This window comes from Pseudomonas sp. TMW22089 (assembly GCF_022496645.1).
In the GTDB taxonomy this organism is placed as follows: Bacteria; Pseudomonadota; Gammaproteobacteria; order Pseudomonadales; family Pseudomonadaceae; genus Aquipseudomonas; species Aquipseudomonas paraversuta.
The window spans coordinates 66,016-84,612 of record NZ_SCFG01000005.1 but is presented as its reverse complement, the minus strand read 5'-3'; the positions used below and the strand labels follow the sequence as shown (position 1 = coordinate 84,612).

Here is an 18,597-nt window from a genome sequence, read left to right as displayed (position 1 = left end):
TCAGGAAACACTTATAAGAATGTAGGGCTGGAGAGTTGCGTGCTTAAGAACCTGGGTATCAAAGGTCGTGTGTTGTTGCTCACGTTATTGCCCGTCACGCTGATGGCGATGGTACTGGGTGGCTACTTCACGTGGTTGCAGCAGTCAGAGCTGCAAGCGCAACTGTTGCAACGCGGCGAAATGATCGCCGAACAGCTCGCCCCCCTGGCTGCCCCCGCAATGGGCCGCAATGACATTGCCCTGCTGACCCGCATCGCCAACGAAGCCCTGGAACAACAAGATGTAAGGTCCGTGGCATTCCTTGATGCCAACCACGAGCCTCTGGTGCATGCCGGCCCCACCATGATCAACCAGCCGCCACTGGGTTACGGCACCCAACTACAGCAGCGCTCCGACAACGATGCCACACGCTATCTGTTGCCCGTATTTGGTCGTCATCGCAACCTGGCGGGCGATGTAATACCTAACGAAGCCCATCGCCTGCTGGGCTGGGTCGAGCTTGAACTGTCCCATAACAACATGCTGCTGCGCGGCTACCGCAGCCTGTTTGCCAGCTTGATGCTGATTGTCAGCGGACTGGTGTTTACCACGCTGCTGGCATTGCGTTTGAGTCGCACGATCAATGCTCCCCTGGACCGGATCAAACATGCCGTGTCCCAGCTCAAGGACGGCAAGTTGCAAACCCGCTTGCCACCCCTGGGCAGCCACGAGCTGGACGAACTGGCCTCCGGCATCAACCGCATGGCCGAAACCCTGCAAAATGCCCAGGAAGAACTGCAACACAGCGTCGACCAAGCCACCGAGGACGTGCGTCAAAACCTCGAAACCATCGAGATCCAGAACCTGGAGCTCGATCTGGCCCGCAAGGAAGCGCTTGAGGCCAGCCGCATCAAGTCCGAATTTCTGGCCAACATGAGCCACGAAATCCGCACCCCGCTCAATGGCATCCTGGGCTTCACCCACTTGCTGCAAAAAAGCGAGCTGACACCCCGCCAGTACGATTACCTGAGCACCATAGAGAAATCTGCCGACAGCCTGCTGGGCATCATCAACGAGATTCTGGACTTCTCGAAAATCGAAGCCGGCAAGCTGGTACTGGACAGTACCCCGTTCAACCTGCGCGACCTGTTACAGGACACCTTGACCATCCTTGCCCCGTCAGCCCACGAAAAAAGCCTGGAGCTGGTCAGTCTGGTCTACCGTGACACACCCCTGTCGCTGATTGGCGATCCGTTACGGCTCAAGCAAATCCTCACCAACCTGGTCAACAACGCCATCAAGTTCACCCGCGAGGGCACGATTGCGGTGCGGGCCATGCTCGAAGATGAAGATGACAATAATGCCGACGGCTGCGTGCAGTTGCGCATCAGCGTGCAAGACACAGGTATCGGCCTGACCAGCCAGGATGTACGGGCACTGTTCCAGGCCTTTAGCCAGGCCGACAATTCCCTGTCACGCCAACCCGGCGGTACTGGCCTGGGACTGGTCATTTCCAAGCGTCTGGTGGAACAGATGGGCGGCGAAATTGGCGTTGAGAGCACCCCCGGCGAAGGCTCGGTGTTCTGGATCAGCGTCAAGCTGCCCAAAGCCCGGGACGATGCTGAAGATTTGCCCGCCGCCCCGCTGCCGGGCCGTCGCGTAGCCTTGCTGGAGAAACACGATCTGGCACGCCAGGCATTGCAGCATCAACTGGAAGACTGCGGACTTGAAGTCACGCCGTTTACCACCCTGGAGAAGCTCACCAATTGCGTGACCGGTGCCCATCAGACGCCTCAGGCCATTGATCTGGCGGTCCTTGGGGTCACGGCCAAAGACATGCCGCCCGAGCGCCTCAACCAGCATATTTGGGACCTCGAACATATGGGCTGCAAAGTCCTGGTGCTGTGCCCGACCACCGAGCAGGTCCTGTTCAATACGGCGGTGCCCAATCCCCACAGCCAGTTGCAATCCAAACCTGCCTGCACCCGAAAACTGCGGCGCACCCTGGCCGACCTGATCAACCCGCGACAGGCCCGCACCGAGCCCGGCGAACTGCTGGCCAGCCGTGCACCGCGGATTTTGTGCGTCGATGACAACCCGGCCAACCTGTTGCTGGTGCAAACCCTTCTGGAAGACATGGGGTCCAAGGTAACGGCCGTGGACAGCGGCTATGCCGCCATTGAAGCGGTCAAGAATGAAGCCTTCGACCTGGTGCTGATGGACGTCCAGATGCCCGGCATGGACGGGCGGGAAACCACCGAAGTGGTGCGCCAGTGGGAAACCGGGCAGCACAATGCGCCGCTGCCCATTGTCGCGCTGACGGCCCACGCCATGGCCAACGAAAAACGCGCCCTGCTGCAGAGCGGCATGGACGACTACCTGACCAAACCCATCAGCGAACGGCAGTTGGCGCAAGTGGTGCTGAAGTGGACCGGGCTGGCGTTGCGCAATCAAGTCCAGGACAGCGGCTACGAGCCTGCCCGCCCCAACGCCAAACTACCGATTCTTGATCACGAAGAAGGCCTGCGACTGGCCGCTGGCAAAGCCGATCTGGCTATCGACATGCTAGCCATGCTCCTGGCCTCGCTGGAGGCAGATCGTGAAGCGATCCTGTTGGCGCGCAAGGACCAGGACAACAATGCACTGATCGAACGCGTACACCGTCTGCACGGTGCAACACGTTACTGCGGGGTACCGCAATTGCGTGCCGCCTGCCAGCGCAGCGAAACCCTGCTCAAGCAAGAAAGCCCTCACGCCTACGCCGCCCTCAACGAACTGGACGAGGCCATTATCCGCCTGGCCAAAGAGGCACGCAGTACCGCGTAACCAGGCAAGACCGTCACCACCCCACACACCCCAAGGAAGATCTCATGCGCACGATCCTGTTCAGCAGCCAGACCTACGACCGCGACAGTTTTACTGCCGCCGCGCAACCCGAGGGTCTTGAACTGCACTTTCAACCGGCGCGCCTGAGCCTCGATACCGCGGCCATTGCCCATGATTACGAGGTGGTCTGCCCGTTTATCAACGACGATTTGAGTGCCCCGGTACTGGAGCAACTGGCCGCTGGCGGAACCCGCCTGATCGCCCTGCGCTCGGCCGGCTACAACCATGTCGATCTTGCCGCCGCCAAGCGCCTGGGTTTGAGCGTTGTGCGGGTTCCCGCCTACTCGCCCCATGCTGTGGCCGAACATGCCGTGGCCCTGATCCTGGCGCTTAACCGCCGCCTGCACCGCGCCTACAACCGAACCCGCGAAGGCGACTTCACCCTGCACGGGCTGACCGGCTTTGACCTGGTCGGCAAGACCGTGGGCGTGGTCGGAACCGGCCAGATCGGCGCGACCTTCGGCAAAATCATGGCCGGCTTCGGCTGCAAGCTGCTGTGCTTTGACCCGTATCCAAATGCACAACTGCTGGCACTGGGTGCGCAGTATGTAAGCTTGCCCGAGCTGCTGGCAGGCTCGCATATCATCAGCCTGCACTGCCCGCTGACTGCGGATAACAAGCACCTGATCAACAGCCAGTCGCTGGCGACCCTCAAACATGGCGCCATGCTGATCAATACCGGGCGCGGTGCACTGGTCAACACACCGGCACTGATCGAGGCGCTGAAAAGTGGTCAGTTGGGCTACCTGGGACTGGATGTGTACGAGGAGGAAGCCCAGCTGTTCTTTGAGGACCGCTCCGATTTACCGTTGCAGGATGACGTGCTGGCGCGGCTGCTGACCTTCCCCAACGTGATCATTACTGCGCACCAGGCCTTTCTCACCCGCGAGGCACTCAGCGCGATTGCCGGCACCACACTGGACAACATTGCGGCCTGGAGCAACGGCACGCCACAAAACCTGATCGAAGGTTGAAAGGCCAGACCTCGGCTGCGTGCTAGCATAGCGGCCTATTTGGAGGACCCATGGTCGAACACGATTTTCGCTACAGCCTGCTTAACCCGCAGCACACCCTGATTGAATGCCGCGCCCTGGCGCCAGGCCTGTATCAAGTCACCGGCAACGGTGGCTCGATCCAGACCGGTGACGTACTGATCGTGACGCTCAAAGGCAGCAAGGACTTGTCCATGCGCCTGACCGTCGACAAAGTGCGCCACCTGATCAACCCGCGCGGCCAGTGGGTTGCCGTCACCAAAGGACCGGTTTTCGGTGAGTTGGCGATTCATCAATGGCAAGTCAATTGCGATGCCTGTGGCAAAGAACTGAAGTTCGAGTTCGCGGTAGACGCCAAGCTCGGTACCAAAGCGCAGAAACCTGCCGCCAGCCTGCGCATTGCCGAGCTGGGCTGGAGCACTGAAGGCAGCAAGCACCAGTGCCCGCAATGCCAAAAGGCCGCGCTATGAAACACCTGACCCTGTTGGCATTGCTGGGCGCAAGCCTGGCAGGCTGCGCAGGCGATCCGGTGCAATTGCAGCACAACCGTGCCTACGTCGTGGAATGGATTGGCGAGCGGCCACTGATGGATTACAGCCATCTGACCGTGACCTTCGATGAAGGCGGCCGGGCCTATGGCAACGGTGGTTGTAATCATTGGTTTGCGCCCTACACCCTGGACGGCGACAAACTGACCTTTGGTGGCGTCGGCAGCACCCGCAAAGCCTGTGCTCCGGCGTTGATGGAGCAGGAGCAACGATTCTTCGAAGCCCTGCAAACCGTACAGCGCTGGGACATCTCCCCGATCGAACAGGTGCGTTTCTGGCCTGCCGAAGGCAAGCCGTTGCGGCTGTGGCCTGAAGAAGGCTGATTGCCGCGCCACTGCAGCAGCGGGCCGGTTCGTGATCTTTGAAGATTAAAAGATCACGAACACGCTCGCTTCTACAGGGCAGCGGGCTTAATTACCGCGTAGTTCCTTGATCTTGGCCAATACCCCGGCGGCGGTCTGCTCGCCCATCATCTGCGCCATGACCTTGCCCTTCTCATCAATGATGTAGGTCACCGGCAATGCTTCGCTGCGCGGCAGATCAAAATGCTCGGCCGGATCTTGCGCCAGCACGGTGAAGGTGATGCCCATCGCAGAACTGGCATCGCTCAGCTCCTTGCCCTGCAAGCCATCGTAGTTCACCCCGAACACGCCCACCGACTGCCCCTGCAACTGCTTCTCCAGCTCATTGAGTTCCGGGATTTCAATGCGGCACGGGCCACACCACTCGGCCCAGTAATTAATGACCTTCCATTGCTTGTCCAGACGCTCGGATGCGACCTTCTGTCCATGTTGATCGACCCCGTAATCAATACCGCAACCGCTCAGCAGTAACGTGGTGGCGACGGTAACTACCGCCAAAAGCCGCTTAAACATGTGTTGATCCTTGTGGGTAAATACAGTCAAAAAATCTTTGTACGGCGGCCAATCACCGCATGCGGTTCAGACACGCTCGCCAGACGGGTAGAATAGCCGCCACCTTACGCAAGATGCGACCCGCACATGACCGATCTGACGCTTTATCACAATCCGCGCTGCTCGAAATCCCGCGGTGCGCTGGAAATCCTTGAAGCCCGCGGCCTCACCCCTACCGTGGTGCGCTACCTCGATACCCCTCTGGACGCTGCGCAATTGCACAGCCTGCTGGGCAAACTCGACATCAGCCCGCGCCAGTTGCTGCGCACCGGCGAAGAGGAATACAAAACCCTCAACCTGGGCGATGCCGGCCTCAGTGACGAGGATTTGATCGCCGCGATGGCCGCACACCCTAAATTGATCGAACGTCCGATTCTGGTGGCAGGTGATAAAGCGGTCATTGGCCGTCCGCCTGAAAAAGTCCTGGAGATCCTGCCGTGAGCACACCCTACATTCTGGTGCTGTATTACAGCCGCAATGGCTCGACCAATGAAATGGCCCGGCAAATCGCCAGGGGCATCGAGCAGGGCGGCCTTGAAGCGCGGTTGCGCACCGTGCCGGCCGTCTCCAGCGAATGCGAAGCCGTGGCTGCGGACATTCCGGCCGAGGGCGCGCTGTATGCCAGCCTTGACGACCTGAAAAACTGCGCCGGTCTGGCGCTCGGCAGCCCGACCCGTTTCGGCAACATGGCCGCCCCGCTCAAGTACTTTCTGGATGGCACCAGCAACCTGTGGCTGACCGGTGCCCTGGTCGGCAAGCCTGCCGGCGTGTTCACCTCCACCGCCAGCCTGCACGGCGGCCAGGAAACCACCCTGCTGTCGATGATGATGCCCTTGCTGCATCACGGCATGCTGATCACCGGCCTGCCTTACAGTGAGACATCGCTGCTCAATACCACGGGCGGCGGCACTCCCTACGGTCCCAGCCACCATGCCGGAGCCGATGGCAAGCGCAAGCTGGACGAGCACGAAGTAGCCCTGTGCCGGGCACTGGGGCAGCGCCTGGCGACCACCGCCCTGAGACTGGAGAACACCCGTGGCTAAAAAGCCAAAAGTGTTGCCCTCCATCGAGTGGCTGGCACCCCGGGTAAAGCTGATGCGGGTACTGAGCCTGGTGAGCTTCTTCGGGCTGGTCGGCCTGCTCTGCGTCTATTACCTGGGGTTCGCCAACCTGCATGGCGCGCGCCCCTGGGTGATCTTGCTGATCGAACTGGTGCCGCTGATGTTTCTGGTGCCGGGCATGCTGATGGGCAGCGCACGCGGGCACTCGTTCACCTGCTATGTGGTCAACCTGTACTTGATCAAAGGTGCACTGGCCGCATTCGACCCGAACCGGCAGGTGTTCGGTTTGCTGGAAATCGCAGCCAGCGTGGCAGTGTTTTGCAGTGCCATGCTGTATGTGCGCTGGCGCTATCAACTGGACCGCCGGCTGGCGGGTGAAGGCGCTTGAATCCATCGCTGGCAAGCCAGCTCCCACAAGCTAAATGCACTCTCTGTGGGAGCTGGCTTACCAGCGTGGCAGTGTTTGGCAGCGCCATGCGGCATGTGCGCTGGCACTATCAACTGGACCGCCGGCTGGCGGGTGAAGGCGCTTGAATCCATCGCTGGCAAGCCAGCTCCCACAAGCTAAATGCACGCTTTGTGGGAGCTGACTCGCCAGCGTGGCAGTGTTTTGCAGTGCCATGCTGTATGTACGCTGGCGCTATCAACTGGACCGCCGGCCGGCGGGTGAAGGCGCTTGATTCCATCGCTGGCAAGCCAGCTCCCACAAGACAAATGCACTCTCTGTGGGAGCTGGTTTGCCAGCGTGGCAGCGTTTGGCAGCGCCATGCTGCATGTGCGCTGGCACTATCAACTGGACCGCCGGCTGGCGGGCGAAGGCGCTTGAATCCATCGCTGGCAAGCCAGCGCCCACAAGTTAAATACACTCTCTGTGGGAGCTGACTTGCCAGCGTGGCAGCGTTTGGCAGCGCCATGCTGCATGTGCGCTGGCGCTATCAACTGGACCGCCGGCTGGCGGGTGAAGGTGCTTGAATCCATCGCTGGCAAGCCAGCTCCCACAAGTTAAATACACTCTCTGTGGGAGCTGATTTGCCAGCGTGGCAGTGTTTGGCAGCGCCATGCAGCATGTACGCTGGCGCTATCAACTGGACCGCCGGCTGGCGGGTGAAGGCGCTTGAATCCATCGCTGGCAAGCCAGCTCCCACAAGACAAATGCACTCTCTGTGGGAGCTGGTTTGCCAGCGTGGCAGCGATTGGCAGCGCCATGCAGCATGTACGCTGGCGCTATCAACTTGAGCGCCGACTGGCGGGTGAAGGCGCTTGCCAGCGTGGCAGTGTTTGGCAGCGCCATGCGGCATGCGGCATGTGCGCTAGCGCTATCAACTGGACCGCCGACTGGCGGGTGAAGGCGCTTGAGTTCATCGCTGGCAAGCCAGCTCCCATAAGTTATATGCATACTCTGTGGGAGCTGGCTTGCCAGCGATAAAAACGCCCTAATGTCAGTGATTAACCGTGAACGCCAGCATCTGTGACAACTGACACATGGGCCGGCCGCTTTCGGCATGCCATTGATTGAAAGCGTTCTGCACTATCGCCAGGTCGCGCAAGCTGGTCGGTGCCTTGTCCACCAGTTGCTGCGCATTCAGCGCCGCCACCACGTCATAGCTCGGCACAAAAGTGTCCTTGCCGACCATGCGTAAAAAGCGCGGCGCCGACAGCCCGCCCAACTGGTGCCCGTGCTTGGCCAGGTATTTCCACAGTCCAACAATATCGGTCACCGGCCAGTCGGCAATAAAGGCGCCGAAACTGCCGTGTTCCTGGGCAATGTCGAGCACCATCTGCGCGTTGCGCGGCACGCTTTTGAGCTTGCCCAGGTGACGGATGATCCGTGCATCCTGCATCAGACGCTCCAGATGCTCGGCCCCCATCAGCACCACTTTTTCAGGGTCGAAACCGAAAAAAACCTGTTCAAATACCGGCCACTTGGCATCCACCACACTGTGCTTGAGGCCCGCGCGAAACACCCGCAAGGCCAGGGTCGACAGGTAGCGATCGTCACTGATCCGGCGCAACTGCTCAGCAGTTTTGGGGACGGGCAACTCGGCTTCCAGGGCGGCTGACGAACCAAAGCGATTCAAACAATATTCATGCAGCCATTTGTAGTCGCGCATGCCCTCTCCTCTTGGCTATCAGACTTACAGATTGAGCAGATTGACGAACCGCGGTGCGGCGTTTTGGTCAATCTTCAGGCTCTTGAAGTCGTACAGGTTACGGTCCGCCAGTTGCGACGGCATCACGTTTTGCAGGCTGCGAAAGATACTCTCGGTGCGGCCCGGCGTCTTGCGCTCCCATTCCACCAGCATGTCTTTAACCACCTGACGCTGCAGGTTCTCCTGGGAGCCGCACAAATTGCACGGAATAATCGGGAACTGCTGCCAATCGGAGTAGGCCTGGATGTCTTTCTCGTTACAGTAGGCCAACGGCCGGATGACCACGTTGCGACCGTCATCGGAGCGCAGCTTGGGCGGCATCGCCTTGAGGTTGCCATTGAAGAACATGTTGAGGAAGAAGGTTTCAACGATGTCATCGCGATGATGCCCCAGGGCCATCTTGGTCGCACCTATCTCATCGGCAAAGGTGTACAGCGTGCCGCGCCGCAAGCGCGAGCACAGCGAGCAGGTGGTTTTGCCTTCAGGAATCAGTTCCTTGACCAGCGAGTAGGTGTCTTTTTCAACGATGTGATATTCCACACCCAACGACTTCAGATAGGCCGGCAACACGTCCTCGGGAAAGCCCGGCTGTTTCTGGTCCATGTTCACGGCGACGATTTCGAACTGGATGGGCGCGACCTTTTGCAGGTGCAGCAGCACATCCAGCAGCGTGTAGCTGTCTTTTCCACCCGACAGGCAGACCATCACCTTGTCGCCGTGCTCAATCATGTTGAAGTCGGCCACAGCCTCACCGGTCAGTCGGCGCAAGCGTTTCTGGAGTTTATTTTGAGAGACCGAAAGAGTGCCCATAGCGCTTCAAATCCGCGAGTTAAGACCAAAAACCGGGGATTTTACTTAAAAAAACCCGCTGTACGAAGCCCCTGCAAAGGTTAAAGACAGCAACGCAATAAGCCGGCGCCTGACAGCGCAATATGCTCTAAGGGCCCGGGTTCATTGGGCATCAGTTTCCCTATACTGCGACTAAGGCCGCATGCCCATGTATCTGAACCCACCATCTGGCTGCGCGACCGGCACGTGTCCCTCTGGGGCGATGCGTTTTTTACAGGAGCGATAGCCATGATCCATCACGTAGTGGGGCTTTTCACCCATCCCGATCAAGAGTGGCGCGAAATCCGTGGCGATGCAGAGGAAAGCATCGGCCACATGTACTTCACCCACACCCTGATTTTGGCTGCCATACCGGCCATTTCGGCGTTTATCGGCACCACACAGGTCGGCTGGTCCATCGGCAGCCGGGCAGCAGTGATGCTGACCATCGACAGCGCCTTGTGGATGACCCTGATGTCCTATATCGCGATGCTGGCGGGCGTAGGCGTGATGGGGGCCTTTATTCACTGGATGGCGCGTACTTATGATGCGCAACCAAGCATGGCCCGTTGCATCGCCTTCGCCACTTACACCGCTACGCCCCTGTTTATCGGGGGACTGGCCGCTCTGTATCCGCACATGTGGCTGGGCATGATGGTCGGCACCGCGGCCATTTGTTACACCGTGTACCTGCTTTATGTCGGCCTGCCGACCTTTATGAACATCGACCCGGACGAAGGGTTTTTGTTTTCCAGTTCAGTGCTGGCAGTCGGCCTGGTGGTGCTGGTCGCGATCATGGCGTTTACCGTGATCATCTGGGGCCTGGGGGTAGGTCCGGTCTATACCAACTGAGCGCAAACCCTGCAGGCGCGAGGGTTGGGGTTGAAAAACCTCGCGAGCACGCTCGCTCCTGCAGGTACAGAATGGTTGTATGACCATTGGGCGTGATCAGCTTCGGAACTCCTGCCGCTTGCGGCATAATCGCCAGCTCTGGAGAACCGAACCGCATGCCCGAGTTGCTCAATACCCGCGTCGAAGACTGTTTTCAACAGGCCGAAAAATTTTTCAAACGCCCTTTCAAACGCCCCGTGGTCAGCCTCAAGCTACGTGGGCAAAAGGCCGGTGTCGCGCATTTGCACGAAAACCTGCTGCGTTTCAATCCACAGCTGTACCGCGAAAACAGTGAAGACTTCATCAAGCAAACAGTCGCTCACGAGGTCGCTCACCTGATTGCCCACCAATTGTTTGGCGACCGCATCACGCCCCATGGCGAAGAGTGGCAGTTGATCATGCGCGGGGTCTATGAACTGCCGCCCAACCGCTGCCACACCTACGCCATCAAACGCCGCAGCGCCACGCGCTATATCTACCGCTGTCCTTGCCCGGACAGCGATTTTGCGTTTTCCGCCCAGCGCCACGGCCTGGTCAAGCAAGGTCGTGGCTACCTGTGCCGGCGCTGCCGCAACACGCTGGTGTTCAGTGGTGAAACCCGCGTCGAATGAACAGGCATAAAAAAACCCATCCGAAGATGGGTTTTTTATCCGCCTGAGCTTACTTCGACAGCACCGGGGCCGCGCCTTCAGCTACGCCCAGGTCGTCCACAGGACGCATGTCATTCAACGGGCTGCCACCGGAGCTGAGCTCCACCTGCAGCTTGTCTTCGTCCAGTTCCTTGACCCACTTGGCAACCACCAGCGTGGCGACAGCGTTACCAATCAGGTTGGTCAGGGCACGGGCTTCGGACATGAAACGGTCGATACCCAGAATCAGCGCCAGACCGGCAACCGGCAAGTGGCCTACAGCCGACAAGGTCGCGGCCAGTACGATAAAGCCACTGCCGGTCACGCCTGCAGCACCTTTGGACGACAGCAGCAGCACCAGCAGCAGAGTGATCTGGTGAGTGATGTCCATGTGGGTGTCAGTCGCTTGCGCAATGAACACGGCAGCCATGGTCAGGTAGATCGAAGTGCCATCGAGGTTGAACGAGTAGCCGGTCGGAATGACCAGACCCACTACCGACTTCTTCGCCCCCAGACGCTCCATCTTCACCAGCATGCGTGGCAGGGCCGATTCCGACGAGGAGGTGCCCAGAACGATCAGCAGCTCTTCACGGATGTAGCGAATCAGCTTGAGGATGCTGAAGCCGTGAGCGCGAGCGATGCCGCCCAGTACGACCAGTACGAACAACACGCAAGTGATGTAGAAGCAGATCATCAACTGACCCAGTTGCACCAGCGAACCCACACCGTAGGCACCGATGGTGAACGCCATGGCACCCAGCGCACCCAGTGGCGCCAGCTTCATGATCATGTTGATGATGTTGAACATCACGTGGGCGAAGCGATCGATAAAGTCCAGCACCGGCTTGCCGTAAGCACCCAGTCGATGCAGGGCGAAACCGAAGATCACCGAGAACATCAGCACTTGCAGGATGTCGCCATTGGCAAACGCGCCGACGATGGTCGAAGGGATCACGTTAAGGATGAAACCAACGATGCTCTGGTCCGCACCGGCAGTCACGTAGGCCGCTACTTTGGAGGCGTCCAGGGTGGCCACATCAATGTGCATGCCCGCGCCCGGTTGAACCACGTTCACCACAACCAGCCCGATCAGCAGGGCGATGGTCGACACTACTTCAAAGTAGAGCAACGCATAACCACCGGTCTTGCCGACCGACTTCATGCTTTGCATGCCGGCGATACCGCTCACCACCGTACAGAAAATAATGGGCGCGATTACCATCTTGATCAGTTTGATAAAGCCATCACCCAGGGGTTTGAGTGCAACCCCGGTTTCCGGGTAGTAATGGCCCAGCAAAATACCGATAGCAATCGCTACGATCACTTGCAAATACAGGGATTTGTACAGTGGCTGACGAGTCGTCATTGCAAAGTTCCTCAAGTGCATCACTCAGTCGTCATTCCATCTGAGACCGGTGATACCCAAAGCGCGAACCCTCCTGTACTTGGAGGGATTTGTTGTGTTGAGCTGCTCTAGCGGCAGACCTCTCACAACACACTTTGCAAGGCGCGGGCCACATTGAACAAAAGCCTCGCAATAGCGCAGGCGACTCGCCTGGAGGGAAATAGCGCAGGGATCTTGTCGGACAATAGTTGGCGGGTTTCCGCCTTTTCGAAGGGGTGTGGCGGCGCAGATGGCGGATATCCGCCTTAAACAGACCGCCCCCTGCTGGGGATTACAAAGCCGGGAAATGAATTCGAAATGCCGCCCCGCCCAGGGATGAGTCATCCAGGGTGAGTTTGGCGTCATAACTTTCAATGATGTCCTTGACCACTGCCAGCCCGATACCCTGCCCCGGGTGCTGGCGATCCAGACGTTCGCCGCGGCGCAAGATCCGAGCGCGCTGATCAGCCGGTACGCCGGGACCATCGTCTTCCACGCAGACTTCAACCCCATAAGCATTGCGATGCAAGCTGATGCGCACTTGTCCAAGACACAGTCGATAGGCGTTTTCCAGCAGGTTGCCCAATAACTCCAGCAACGCATTTTGTTCAATGGGCACATGACTCAATGGCGGTATGTCACAACTGACCTTGACCCGTTTGTCGCGGTAGACCTTGTCCAGCGTGTTACACAGGCTTTCAACCACCGGAATCAGCTCCACCTGGTGGCGTACCAGACCGCTCTTGCGCAAGCTGGCGCGCTGCAACTGATAGCTGATTTGCTGATTCATGCGTTCAATCTGACTTTGCAGCACCCAGGCCTGTTCACGATCTTGCGGACGCTGGGCCATGCTTTCACTGACGCCTTGCAGCACCGCCAACGGGGTTTTCAAGCTGTGGGCCAGATCGTCGAGGGAATCACGATAACGCGTACGTTGCTCGCGCTCACTTTGCAGCAGACGGTTCAATGAGCCGGTCAAACGCAGCAACTCACGAGGATGCTGTTCGCTGAGGCTTTCGCGCTCACCGGATTCAATCTGGTCCAGCTCCTGGCTCAAACGTCGCAAGGCACGTAACCCCCAAGTCAAACCGATCCACAGCAAAGCCAGCAGTACACCCAGGGCCGCACCGAACCCCAGATAGAGGTTTTCACGCAGCCCCTCGAGGGTCAGGTTGTACTCTCGCATTGGTTGCAGGGCGACAAAGCTGAACGCTGCACTTTTGCCGCCCAGCAGTTTGACCTCGACATCGTAGACAAAGAACTCTTCGCCATTGTCTTCACGAATACTCGCAAACTCGTTACCGCGCCCGTCGTAGCGCGGTTTGTAGTTGATGGATTCTTCTTGAGTCGCCCGCGAGCGCCAGACCTGACGCCCCTCGCGGTCATAGATATAGCCGAGCATCCGGCTGTCAGGCAGATTCAGCTCTTCGTCCGGCAGCAATGCCGGCATTTTCAAATGATTTCTTTCAACCCTGGCCGCCGAGATCAGCGTACTCACATCGGATGCCAAGCGTTGCTCGATCGCATCCTTGAGCGCCAGGCTGAACGCCCCCTGCATCGCCGGTAACAGCGCAAGCATAAAGAGCACGGCCAACAGTGTGGCCGCCAGCATCAATCGAACGCGCAGCGAACGGATCAACGACAGCGCTCAGTAAACAGGTACCCCAAACCGCGTACCGTATCGATTGGCTTAAAGCCGTTTGCCCCCTCAAGCTTGCGTCGCAGGCGCCCGACCAGCACCTCGATCACATTCGGATCACGTTCCTCGTCATCCGGGTACAGCTGTTCCATCAGTCGGTCCTTGGCCACCACCTGCTGGTGATGGCGCATCAGGTATTCAAGTATCCGGTATTCATAGGCGGTCAGCGCCAGGGGTTCGCCCTCAAGTACTGCCTGCTTGCGATTGATGTCCAGCACCAGTTCGCCAGCGACAATGGTTGAATGGGTGAAACCACTGGAACGACGCAGCAATGCATTCAGACGTGCTTCCAGTTCTTCGAACTGGAACGGCTTGACCACATAATCGTCGGCCCCTGCTGCCAGCCCTTCGACTTGTCCTGCCAGTTGCCACGAGCCGTGAGGATCAGGATCGGGAACGTCTTGCCGCGCTTGCGCAGTTCGCGAATCAGCTCGAGACCGCCCAAACCCGGCAATCCCAGATCAATCATCGCCAAATCATGATTGAACTGCCCGGTCTGGTACAACGCCTCTTCGGCATTGGCCACCGACTCGACCACATGGCCATTTTCGGTCAGACGGGTTTGCAAGTGATGGCGCAATAACGCCTCATCTTCAACCACCAGCAATTTCATTGCGCTCTCCCAGGCAAAAACCGCGTCTTGAAGGACGTGCGTCCTATATAGCTTAGCCACACACAGTATGTCGTGTGCCCTGAACATACTCTGAACAATTGCACAGCATGGCCGCCAGCCTGCAAAATGCCCGCCATGAATCGACTCCCCGCACTGCCTGCCTGTTGCACCCCGCTGCGTGACGAATGGCCCTTGCCCCAAGCGTTGCCGGGCAGCGTATGGTTCAGCACCGGTTTCACCCCTGCCCGGCTCACGGCTGACGATTTTGCGAGCAGTGCCATTGAGATGCCTGCAAGTATTCAACGCTCTGTGGCCAAACGCCAAACCGAATTTCTCGCCGGCCGGGTCTGCGCTCGCGCCGCCATGCTGCAACTGGACGGCACCCGGGCCATCCCGGCCATTGGTGAAGATCGCGCGCCCGTGTGGCCCGCCCACATCAGCGGGGCAATCACCCACAGCAATGGCACCGCTGCGGCCATCGTCGGCCTTAAAAGCCAGTGGCAAGGGCTGGGCATGGACCTCGAAAACATGCTCAGTACCGAGCGGGCCGAACGCCTGGCCAAGGAAATCCTCACCCCCGATGAACTGCGGGCCATGGCCGCCGGTGCAGCCCAAGACATTGCGCTGCTGGTGACGCTGACCTTTTCCGTCAAGGAAAGCCTGTTCAAGGCCCTCTTCCCGCTGGTGAAAAAACGCTTTTACTTTGAGCATGCGCAGGTGCTGAGCTGGTCCCGCGAAGGCCATGTCCGCCTGCGCCTGCTCACTGACCTGTCGCCTGAATGGCAGCAGGGCCAGGAGCTGGACGCGCAATTTGCGCTGTATCACGGGCAATTGCTGAGCGTGGTAGCGATCAGCGCTGCAAGCGACTTCCCCGCATGCCGCTAACCTCCCGAGCCCTGCGACTGGCGCTGTATTGCCTGTTGATTCTGGCCGGCGCAGTGATTGCCGGCGGCTGGGCCGTGCGCCAGGCCGAGCAGCATGCACTGGAAGAAAGTGCCCGCCGTGGTCCCGAGCAACTGAGTTTGTATGCCAACTCACTGCACACCCTGATTGAGCGTTATCGGGCTTTGCCCGCAGTGCTGGCGCTGGACTCTGAACTGGTCGCCGCCCTGAGTGCTCCCATCACCCCTGAGGTCCAGGCGTCACTCAATCAAAAACTTGAGCGCATCAATGGCGCGGCACAGTCCTCAACCCTGGAGCTGCTGGACAGAACCGGGCTGGCGGTAGCTGCCAGCAACTGGAACACCTCCAACAGTTATGTAGGCCATAACTATGGCTTTCGGCCTTACTTCAGCCAGACCCGCAGCCAGGGCTCCGGGCGTTTTTATGCAGTGGGCGTGACCAGCGGCATTCCGGGGTATTTTTTGTCCAGCGCGGTACTCGATGCCCAGGGGCAATTTTCAGGGGCAATGGTGGTTAAACTGGAGTTTCCGCAGCTGGAGCGGGAATGGAATCATGGCAACGACATACTGCTGGTCAGCGATGCGCGGGGCATCGTATTTATCGCCAACCAGCCAGGCTGGCGTTACCGCCTTTTACGGCCGTTGAGTGACAGTGACCGCAGCGAAATCACCCTCACTCGCCAGTATCACAACCAACCTCTGACCTTGCTCAAAACCCATACTTTGCGCAGCTTTGCCGAAAACAGCTTTCTGACCCGGGTCGACGCCCCCACTGGAGCGGCAGATTATTTGTGGGAATCTTTACCGCTAACGGCTGAAGGCTGGACCTTGCATCTGTTACGCCACCCCGTGGTCGCAGCCGAAGACAGCCGCAATGCCGCATTGGCGGCGATCGGCCTGTGGCTGACGCTGGTCTTTTCAGGATTGTTTCTGATCCAGCGCTGGCGACTGGGCCGTTTGCGCCAGCGTAATCGTGAAGAACTGGAGCAACTGGTAGAAGCCCGCACCCGGGATCTGCGTACCGCTCAAGATGGCCTGGTGCAATCGGCCAAGCTCGCGGCGCTGGGGCAAATGTCGGCAGCGCTGGCCCATGAAATCAATCAACCGTTAACGGCTCAGCGCATGCAACTGGCAACCTTGCGCCTGTTGCTCGATCACGGCCGGGTCGACGATGCCTATAAAGCCCTGGTACCACTGGAGCAGATGTTGACGCGCATGGCGGCCCTCACGGGCCACCTCAAAACCTACGCCCGGCAAAGCCCGAGCGGCTTGCGCGAACGACTGGATCTGGCCAGCGTTGTGGATCAATCCCTGCAATTGCTCGAACCACGACTGAAGGAAGAAGAGATAGACCTGCAGGTTGAACTGGTACGCCCGGCATGGGTACGGGGCGATGCCATTCGCCTGGAACAGGTGTTGATCAACCTGTTGCACAACGCGCTGGATGCCATGGCGGACAAACCGCGCAAGCAATTGCAAATCCGCATCGAAGCCGATCAGCAACTCTGGAAATTGAGCGTCAGCGACAGCGGTGGCGGAATCGCCGAGGAGCACTTGGGTAAAGTGTTCGACCCTTTCTTCACCACCAAACCCGTGGGTGAAGGTTTAGGCTTGGGGCTGGCGGTGTCTTACGCCATTGTTCATGAAATCGGTGGACGTCTGACAGCCTGCAATCAGGTTGACGGCGCGCTCTTCACGCTGACGTTGCCCATCGCACAGGAATCTTGAAACATGCTCAATTCGGTTATCGTGGTCGATGACGAGGCCAGTATTCGCAATGCCGTTGAGCAATGGCTGAGCCTCAGCGGTTTTGACGTGCAGTTGTTCAGTTGCGCTGAAGATTGCCTGAGCCAGTTACCCGCACATTTCGCCGGTGTGATTGTCAGTGATGTGCGCATGCCGGGGATGGGGGGCCTGGCCCTGCTGAACCGCTTACAGCAGCTGGACCCGGATCTGCCGGTCATTCTTCTGACGGGCCATGGCGATGTCCCGATGGCGGTCGAAGCCATGCGCGATGGCGCTTACGACTTTCTGGAGAAGCCTTTTAGCCCCGAAGCGCTACTGAGCAGCCTTCGGCGCGCGCTGGAAAAGCGCCGGCTGGTACTGGAGAACCGTCGTTTGCACGAACAGGCAGACCTGCGCCAGCAGATCGACGGGCGCCTGCTCGGCATGTCCCGCAGCTTGCAGACCTTGCGCCGCCAGGTGATGGAACTGGCGCCGCTGCCGGTCAATGTGCTGATTCGCGGCGAAACCGGCAGCGGCAAAGAACTGGTCGCCCGCAGCCTGCATGACTTTGGCCCGCGGGCCGACAAACCTTTTGTCGCGCTCAATTGCGCGGCGATCCCCGAACAATTGTTTGAAGCCGAATTGTTCGGTCACGAAAGCGGCGCGTTCACCGGCGCCCAGGGCAAGCGCATAGGCAAACTGGAATATGCCGATGGAGGCACCTTGTTTCTGGATGAAATCGAAAGCATGCCACTGGCCCAGCAAGCCAAATTACTGAGGGTGCTGCAGGAGCAAAAACTCGAGCGCCTGGGCTCGAACCAGAGCATCGCGGTAGATTTGCGGGTGATCGCCGCAACCAAACCCGACTTGCTCGAAGAAGCCCGCGCCGGACGCTTTCGCGAAGACCTGGCCTATCGCCTGACGGTGGCCGAACTGCGCCTGGCACCTCTGCGCGAACGCCGTGAAGACATTCCGTTGTTGTATCAGTACTTTTCCCACACCGCGGCCGAGCGTCTGGGCCGTAGCGCGCGGCCACTCAGCGGGCCGCAGCTATCGCGTCTGCTGAGCCACGACTGGCCCGGCAACGTACGCGAACTGGCCAACGTTGCAGAACGTGACGTCCTGGGCCTGAGCGAACCCCAGTTTGAAGACCTCAATCCTGGCCAGTCCCTCGTGGCGCAACAGGAAGCCTTTGAAGCGCAATGCCTGCGGGCCGCCCTTAGCCGGCACAAAGGCGATATCAAGGCCGTGCTCAACGAGCTGCAACTGCCGCGCCGCACCCTGAATGAAAAAATGCAGCGTCATGGACTGGTACGTGAGGCATTCACACAACCTCTGTAGGCCCGAGCTCTTCAGAGCGGCCGCGAACAGTTTGCGCGCCATATAGGCGGATTTC

Annotated in this window: 17 protein-coding genes and 5 pseudogenes; 16 read left to right on the top strand and 6 right to left on the bottom strand. The window is 59.1% G+C overall.

Features of this window, described 5'->3' with window-relative positions; genetic code table 11:
- Positions 1 to 39: 39 nt before the first annotated feature.
- The 4 genes from EQV90_RS07035 to EQV90_RS07020 are packed head-to-tail and all read left to right on the top strand — an operon-like array spanning position 40 to position 4,728.
- On the top strand, positions 40 to 2,805 hold the full coding sequence (locus EQV90_RS07035; protein ID WP_003442820.1) for a response regulator: 2,766 nt from the start codon (positions 40 to 42) through the stop codon (positions 2,803 to 2,805).
- A gap of 44 nt (positions 2,806 to 2,849) precedes the next feature.
- Positions 2,850 to 3,839 (top strand): 2-hydroxyacid dehydrogenase, encoded by a 990-nt coding sequence (locus tag EQV90_RS07030; protein WP_003442823.1) that lies wholly within the window; start codon positions 2,850 to 2,852, stop codon positions 3,837 to 3,839.
- Positions 3,840 to 3,889: 50 nt separating this feature from the next.
- A complete protein-coding gene (locus tag EQV90_RS07025) occupies positions 3,890 to 4,327 on the top strand; it encodes a hypothetical protein (protein WP_003442826.1) in 438 nt (145 codons plus the stop codon).
- Positions 4,324 to 4,728: an META domain-containing protein gene (locus tag EQV90_RS07020; RefSeq protein WP_003442829.1), complete on the top strand. Its 405-nt coding sequence runs from the start codon at positions 4,324 to 4,326 to the stop codon at positions 4,726 to 4,728. The genes EQV90_RS07025 and EQV90_RS07020 overlap by 4 nt, the downstream gene beginning before the upstream one ends.
- An 87-nt stretch (positions 4,729 to 4,815) precedes the next feature.
- On the opposite strand, the gene EQV90_RS07015 is transcribed toward EQV90_RS07020, so the two are convergent.
- Positions 4,816 to 5,280 carry a TlpA disulfide reductase family protein gene (locus tag EQV90_RS07015; protein ID WP_003442832.1) on the bottom strand — a complete coding sequence of 155 codons (465 nt, stop codon included), beginning with the start codon at positions 5,278 to 5,280 and terminating at the stop codon, positions 4,816 to 4,818.
- Between the two features lie 126 nt (positions 5,281 to 5,406).
- On the opposite strand from EQV90_RS07015, the gene arsC reads away from it, so the two are divergent.
- The 7 genes and pseudogenes from arsC to EQV90_RS06980 all read left to right on the top strand — a co-directional run.
- Complete coding sequence (gene arsC, locus EQV90_RS07010; protein ID WP_003442835.1) at positions 5,407 to 5,760, top strand: arsenate reductase (glutaredoxin); 354 nt, start codon at positions 5,407 to 5,409, stop codon at positions 5,758 to 5,760.
- Positions 5,757 to 6,362, top strand: a complete 606-nt coding sequence (gene wrbA / locus EQV90_RS07005) for an NAD(P)H:quinone oxidoreductase (protein ID WP_010655748.1) — start codon at positions 5,757 to 5,759, stop codon at positions 6,360 to 6,362. Before arsC ends, wrbA begins: the two co-directional genes overlap by 4 nt.
- Positions 6,355 to 6,768 carry a DUF2069 domain-containing protein gene (locus EQV90_RS07000; protein WP_003442841.1) on the top strand — a complete coding sequence of 138 codons (414 nt, stop codon included), beginning with the start codon at positions 6,355 to 6,357 and terminating at the stop codon, positions 6,766 to 6,768. The genes wrbA and EQV90_RS07000 overlap by 8 nt, the downstream gene beginning before the upstream one ends.
- A 205-nt stretch (positions 6,769 to 6,973) precedes the next feature.
- Positions 6,974 to 7,060 (top strand): annotated as a pseudogene (locus EQV90_RS06995) (DUF2069 domain-containing protein); the annotation flags it as partial.
- 28 nt (positions 7,061 to 7,088) lie between these two features.
- Positions 7,089 to 7,206 (top strand): annotated as a pseudogene (locus EQV90_RS06990) (DUF2069 domain-containing protein); the annotation flags it as partial.
- Between the two features lie 59 nt (positions 7,207 to 7,265).
- Positions 7,266 to 7,352, top strand: a pseudogene (locus tag EQV90_RS06985) (DUF2069 domain-containing protein); the annotation flags it as partial.
- Between the two features lie 59 nt (positions 7,353 to 7,411).
- Positions 7,412 to 7,498, top strand: a pseudogene (locus EQV90_RS06980) (DUF2069 domain-containing protein); the annotation flags it as partial.
- Positions 7,499 to 7,819: 321 nt separating this feature from the next.
- Here the strand turns inward: EQV90_RS06980 and EQV90_RS06975 are convergent.
- Together EQV90_RS06975 and ttcA are read right to left on the bottom strand one after the other, a co-directional pair.
- The gene (locus EQV90_RS06975; protein WP_240877931.1) at positions 7,820 to 8,491 is read right to left on the bottom strand and encodes a DNA-3-methyladenine glycosylase I; all 672 of its coding nucleotides are present in this window, start codon (positions 8,489 to 8,491) and stop codon (positions 7,820 to 7,822) included.
- Between the two features lie 24 nt (positions 8,492 to 8,515).
- Entirely contained in the window at positions 8,516 to 9,340 is an 825-nt protein-coding gene (gene ttcA / locus EQV90_RS06970; RefSeq protein ID WP_003442843.1) for a tRNA 2-thiocytidine(32) synthetase TtcA, read from the bottom strand.
- A 267-nt stretch (positions 9,341 to 9,607) separates the two neighbouring features.
- Here ttcA and EQV90_RS06965 point away from each other — a divergent pair, with 267 nt between their 5' ends.
- Both EQV90_RS06965 and EQV90_RS06960 read left to right on the top strand, forming a co-directional pair.
- Positions 9,608 to 10,210: a Yip1 family protein gene (locus EQV90_RS06965; protein WP_240877930.1), complete on the top strand. Its 603-nt coding sequence runs from the start codon at positions 9,608 to 9,610 to the stop codon at positions 10,208 to 10,210.
- A gap of 155 nt (positions 10,211 to 10,365) precedes the next feature.
- Positions 10,366 to 10,860, top strand: coding sequence for a SprT family zinc-dependent metalloprotease (locus EQV90_RS06960; RefSeq protein ID WP_010655746.1), 495 nt, complete (start codon positions 10,366 to 10,368; stop codon positions 10,858 to 10,860).
- 49 nt (positions 10,861 to 10,909) lie between these two features.
- Here the strand turns inward: EQV90_RS06960 and EQV90_RS06955 are convergent, their stop codons facing one another.
- From EQV90_RS06955 to EQV90_RS06945, 3 genes and pseudogenes are all read right to left on the bottom strand, one after another.
- Positions 10,910 to 12,244, bottom strand: coding sequence for a dicarboxylate/amino acid:cation symporter (locus EQV90_RS06955; RefSeq protein ID WP_003442846.1), 1,335 nt, complete (start codon positions 12,242 to 12,244; stop codon positions 10,910 to 10,912).
- Between the two features lie 310 nt (positions 12,245 to 12,554).
- The gene (locus EQV90_RS06950; RefSeq protein WP_003442847.1) at positions 12,555 to 13,901 is read right to left on the bottom strand and encodes an ATP-binding protein; all 1,347 of its coding nucleotides are present in this window, start codon (positions 13,899 to 13,901) and stop codon (positions 12,555 to 12,557) included.
- Positions 13,898 to 14,574 (bottom strand): annotated as a pseudogene (locus EQV90_RS06945) (response regulator). The gene EQV90_RS06950 and the pseudogene EQV90_RS06945 overlap by 4 nt, the downstream one beginning before the upstream one ends.
- A 135-nt stretch (positions 14,575 to 14,709) precedes the next feature.
- On the opposite strand from EQV90_RS06945, the gene EQV90_RS06940 reads away from it, so the two are divergent.
- From EQV90_RS06940 to EQV90_RS06930, 3 genes are read left to right on the top strand one after another with little or no spacing between them, the layout of a single operon-like run.
- Positions 14,710 to 15,459, top strand: a complete 750-nt coding sequence (locus tag EQV90_RS06940; RefSeq protein WP_160626903.1) for a 4'-phosphopantetheinyl transferase superfamily protein — start codon at positions 14,710 to 14,712, stop codon at positions 15,457 to 15,459.
- Positions 15,450 to 17,204, top strand: a complete 1,755-nt coding sequence (locus tag EQV90_RS06935) for an ATP-binding protein (protein WP_240877929.1) — start codon at positions 15,450 to 15,452, stop codon at positions 17,202 to 17,204. Before EQV90_RS06940 ends, EQV90_RS06935 begins: the two co-directional genes overlap by 10 nt.
- 3 nt (positions 17,205 to 17,207) lie before the next feature.
- Positions 17,208 to 18,542: a sigma-54 dependent transcriptional regulator gene (locus EQV90_RS06930; protein ID WP_010655744.1), complete on the top strand. Its 1,335-nt coding sequence runs from the start codon at positions 17,208 to 17,210 to the stop codon at positions 18,540 to 18,542.
- Positions 18,543 to 18,597: the final 55 nt, after the last annotated feature.

Bases quoted from the DNA above. Each gene is read 5' to 3' on its own strand.
- EQV90_RS07030 (WP_003442823.1), top strand. From the start codon at position 2,850: ATGCGCACGATCCTGTTCAGCAGCCAGACCTACGACCGCGACAGTTTT.
- EQV90_RS07025 (WP_003442826.1), top strand. From the start codon at position 3,890: ATGGTCGAACACGATTTTCGCTACAGCCTGCTTAACCCGCAGCACACC.
- EQV90_RS07020 (WP_003442829.1), top strand. From the start codon at position 4,324: ATGAAACACCTGACCCTGTTGGCATTGCTGGGCGCAAGCCTGGCAGGC.
- EQV90_RS07015 (WP_003442832.1), bottom strand. From the start codon at position 5,280: ATGTTTAAGCGGCTTTTGGCGGTAGTTACCGTCGCCACCACGTTACTG.
- arsC (WP_003442835.1), top strand. From the start codon at position 5,407: ATGACCGATCTGACGCTTTATCACAATCCGCGCTGCTCGAAATCCCGC.
- EQV90_RS06975 (WP_240877931.1), bottom strand. From the start codon at position 8,491: ATGCGCGACTACAAATGGCTGCATGAATATTGTTTGAATCGCTTTGGT.
- ttcA (WP_003442843.1), bottom strand. From the start codon at position 9,340: ATGGGCACTCTTTCGGTCTCTCAAAATAAACTCCAGAAACGCTTGCGC.
- EQV90_RS06965 (WP_240877930.1), top strand. From the start codon at position 9,608: ATGATCCATCACGTAGTGGGGCTTTTCACCCATCCCGATCAAGAGTGG.
- EQV90_RS06960 (WP_010655746.1), top strand. From the start codon at position 10,366: ATGCCCGAGTTGCTCAATACCCGCGTCGAAGACTGTTTTCAACAGGCC.
- EQV90_RS06955 (WP_003442846.1), bottom strand. From the start codon at position 12,244: ATGACGACTCGTCAGCCACTGTACAAATCCCTGTATTTGCAAGTGATC.
- EQV90_RS06940 (WP_160626903.1), top strand. From the start codon at position 14,710: ATGAATCGACTCCCCGCACTGCCTGCCTGTTGCACCCCGCTGCGTGAC.
- EQV90_RS06935 (WP_240877929.1), top strand. From the start codon at position 15,450: ATGCCGCTAACCTCCCGAGCCCTGCGACTGGCGCTGTATTGCCTGTTG.
- EQV90_RS06930 (WP_010655744.1), top strand. From the start codon at position 17,208: ATGCTCAATTCGGTTATCGTGGTCGATGACGAGGCCAGTATTCGCAAT.